The organism is Kocuria cellulosilytica, assembly GCF_040981245.1.
Lineage (GTDB): Bacteria > Actinomycetota > Actinomycetes > Actinomycetales > Micrococcaceae > Kocuria > Kocuria cellulosilytica.
In genome coordinates, this window is the sequence record NZ_JAVFWZ010000019.1 from 1 (window position 1) to 3,909 (window position 3,909).

2 rRNA genes are annotated in these 3,909 nt (G+C 59.1%); both read right to left on the minus strand.

Going from position 1 to position 3,909, the window contains the following annotated elements:
- Positions 1-48: 48 nt before the first annotated feature.
- Positions 49-165 (minus strand): 5S ribosomal RNA (rrf, locus tag RCG67_RS16725).
- A gap of 201 nt (positions 166-366) precedes the next feature.
- Positions 367-3,497: ribosomal RNA gene (locus RCG67_RS16730) — 23S ribosomal RNA — on the minus strand.
- Between the last annotated feature and the right edge of the window lie 412 nt (positions 3,498-3,909).

A 3,909-nucleotide genomic window follows, 5' to 3' on the forward strand; every position in this document is an offset into this window, starting at 1 on the left:
TGCGGGGAGCCCCCGCACGGTGTGCGGGGGCTCGACCCTGGTGGTGTGGTCCGGCGGTGTCCTACTCTCCCACACCCTTCCGGGTGCAGTACCATCGGCGCTGTGGGTCTTAGCTTCCGGGTTCGGGATGGGACCGGGCGTTTCCCCCACGCTATGACCGCCGTAACTCTGGTGCCCGACCCCGGTGGCCGGCGGCGTGCCGGTGGGGGTGGGTAAGTCACTGTGGTGCTCCGCCCGTGGTGGGCGGTATTCGATTGTGGGCTTCACCGAACAACCGTGGGGTTGTTGGTTGGGAGCCGTATAGTGGACGCGGTGTTCTGTGGTGTCCCCACCGTAGGTCCCCGACGCGTGTCGGGGGGTGGGGTGTGGTGTAAGTTGTCGGCGTATTAGTACCGGTCGGCTGCACACGTCGTTGGTTCGTGCTTCCACCTCCGGCCTATCAACCCAGTGGTCTAGCTGGGGGCCTCTCACACACAAGGTGCATGGAAATCTCATCTCGAAGCGAGCTTCCCGCTTAGATGCTTTCAGCGGTTATCTCTTCCGAACGTAGCGAAGCAGCGGTGCACCTGGCGGTACAACTGCCATACCAGAGGTTCGTCCGTCCCGGTCCTCTCGTACTAAGGACAGGTCTTCTCAAATTTCCTGCGCGCGCAGCGGATAGGGACCGAACTGTCTCACGACGTTCTGAACCCAGCTCGCGTACCGCTTTAATGGGCGAACAGCCCAACCCTTGGGACCAACTCCAGCCCCAGGATGCGACGAGCCGACATCGAGGTGCCAAACCATGCCGTCGATATGGACTCTTGGGCAAGATCAGCCTGTTATCCCCGAGGTACCTTTTATCCGTTGAGCGACGGCCATTCCACAATGTACCGCCGGATCACTAGTCCCGACTTTCGTCCCTGCTCGAGCTGTCGCTCTCACAGTCAAGCTCCCTTGTGCACTTACACTCGACACCTGATTGCCAACCAGGCTGAGGGAACCTTTGGGCGCCTCCGTTACTCTTTAGGAGGCAACCGCCCCAGTTAAACTACCCATCAGGCACTGTCCCTGACCCGGATCACGGGCCGAAGTTAGATGTCCAGAGTGACCAGAGTGGTATTTCAACGTTGACTCCACGTGCACTGGCGTGCCCGCTTCACCGTCTCCCACCTATCCTACACAAGCCACACCGAACACCAATACCAAACTATAGTAAAGGTCTCGGGGTCTTTCCGTCCTGCTGCGCGTAACGAGCATCTTTACTCGTACTGCAATTTCGCCGAGTTCATGGTTGAGACAGCGGGGAAGTCGTTACTCCATTCGTGCAGGTCGGAACTTACCCGACAAGGAATTTCGCTACCTTAGGATGGTTATAGTTACCACCGCCGTTTACTGGGGCTTAAATTCTCCGCTTCGCCGTGAGGCTAACAGGTCCTCTTAACCTTCCAGCACCGGGCAGGAGTCAGTCCGTATACATCGTCTTGCGACTTCGCACGGACCTGTGTTTTTGATAAACAGTCGCTTCCCCCTGGTCTCTGCGGCCCTTACCCGCTCGCCGGAGCATGTCCGGTCCACGGTCGGGGCCCCCCTTCTCCCGAAGTTACGGGGGCATTTTGCCGAGTTCCTTAACCATGATTCTCTCGATCGCCTTAGTATTCTCTACCTGATCACCTGTGTCGGTTTGGGGTACGGGCGGCTGGAACCTCGCGTCGATGCTTTTCTCGGCAGCATAGGATCACCGAATCCCCCCACGGATGGGGGTCCCGTCACGTCTCAGGCACGTGACCCGCGGATTTGCCAACGGGTCGCCCTACACGCTTAGACCGGGTCTACCATCGCCCGGCTCGGCTACCTTCCTGCGTCACACCTGTTAATACGCTTACCTCCCCGGTTCAGGTCCCACGCTCCCCGGAGCCGGCGGCGACCAATGGTCACCGCGTGGCCCGGTTCGGGTGGTTAGTGTCCCCGGTTCGGTAGGGGCGGTTCTTCGCCGGTACGGGAATATCAACCCGTTGTCCATCGACTACGCCTGTCGGCCTCGCCTTAGGTCCCGACTGACCCAGGGCAGATTAGCTTGACCCTGGAACCCTTGATCATCCGGCGGACGGGTTTCTCACCCGTCATTCGCTACTCATGCCTGCATTCTCACTCGTGTGGGCTCCACCACTGGGTCACCCCGCAGCTTCACTGCCCACACGACGCTCCCCTACCCATCGCACCACCTGAACCAGGATCAAAGTCCTGGTTGGGTATCATTGGTGCAATGCCACAACTTCGGCGGTGTACTTGAGCCCCGCTACATTGTCGGCGCGGAATCACTTGACCAGTGAGCTATTACGCACTCTTTCAAGGATGGCTGCTTCTAAGCCAACCTCCTGGTTGTCTGAGCAACTCCACATCCTTTCCCACTTAGCACACGCTTAGGGGCCTTAGTTGGTGGTCTGGGCTGTTTCCCTCTCGACTATGAAGCTTATCCCCCACAGTCTCACTGCTACGCTCTCACTTACCGGCATTCGGAGTTTGGCTGACGTCAGTAACCTTGTAGGGCCCATCGGCCATCCAGTAGCTCTACCTCCGGCAAGAAACACGTAACGCTGCACCTAAATGCATTTCGGGGAGAACCAGCTATCACGAAGTTTGATTGGCCTTTCACCCCTACCCACAGCTCATCCCCTCCATTTTCAACTGAAGTGGGTTCGGTCCTCCACGCGCTCTTACACGCGCTTCAACCTGGCCATGGGTAGATCACTTCGCTTCGGGTCTAGATCACGCCACTCACTCGCCCTGTTCAGACTCGCTTTCGCTACGGATACCCCTCACGGGTTAACCTCGCGACGTAACACTAACTCGCAGGCTCATTCTTCAAAAGGCACGCCGTCACCCTTGTCAGGCTCCGACGGTTTGTAGGCACACGGTTTCAGGTACTATTTCACTCCCCTCCCGGGGTACTTTTCACCTTTCCCTCACGGTACTGGTCCGCTATCGGTCATCAGGTAGTATTTAGGCTTACCAGGTGGTCCTGGCAGATTCACACGGGATTTCTCGGGCCCCGTGCTACTTGGGTACACGCTCCACGCGGCAGCAACGATTTCGTCTACGGGACTCCCACCCTCTCCGGTCCGGCACTCACACCGGTTCGACTATCGTCCTGCACTCACGCGCCCGGGCCGGCAGACCCAGGACGACGTGCCCCACGACCCCGATGATGCAACCCCTGCCGGGTATCACACACCATCGGTTTGGCCTCTTCCGCGTTCGCTCGCCACTACTGACGGAATCACTGTTGTTTTCTCTTCCTGTGGGTACTGAGATGTTTCACTTCCCCACGTTCCCTCCACACACCCTATGAATTCAGGTGCGGGTCACCACGCATAACACGTGGCGGGGTTTCCCCATTCGGAGACCCTCGGATCACAGCTCGTTTATCAGCTCCCCGAGGCTTATCGCAGATTACCGCGTCCTTCATCGGCTCCTGATGCCAAGGCATCCACCGTGCGCCCTTAAAAACTTGCCACATGATCACAGAACACACCGATACCCACCACCACCCACGACTCCTGTTCCCAGGAACCGTGCAGCAGCAGTGTTCTCGGCGATCAATCACGAACACGGCACCACAACACACCCGGCACACCCCGACCACCACCCGAAGGCGACGGCACACCAGTGTCCCGGTCCGCTGCGGCACCCGTTCTTAAGATGCTCGCGTCCACTATACAGTTCTCAAACAACAACCCGCACATCCCACACACTGGTGGGCGCCGGCCCCGACACAAGGGGACCACGACCACCGGCAGGACGCCGGGAACCCAGACACAACACCCCCACCCCCTTGAACCGGGGACGGGGCCTGTTGTCTCAGGACCCAATAGTGCACCACGGACCGCACCCACCACCGGACCGGCTCTCTTCCACCACCCCCACCCG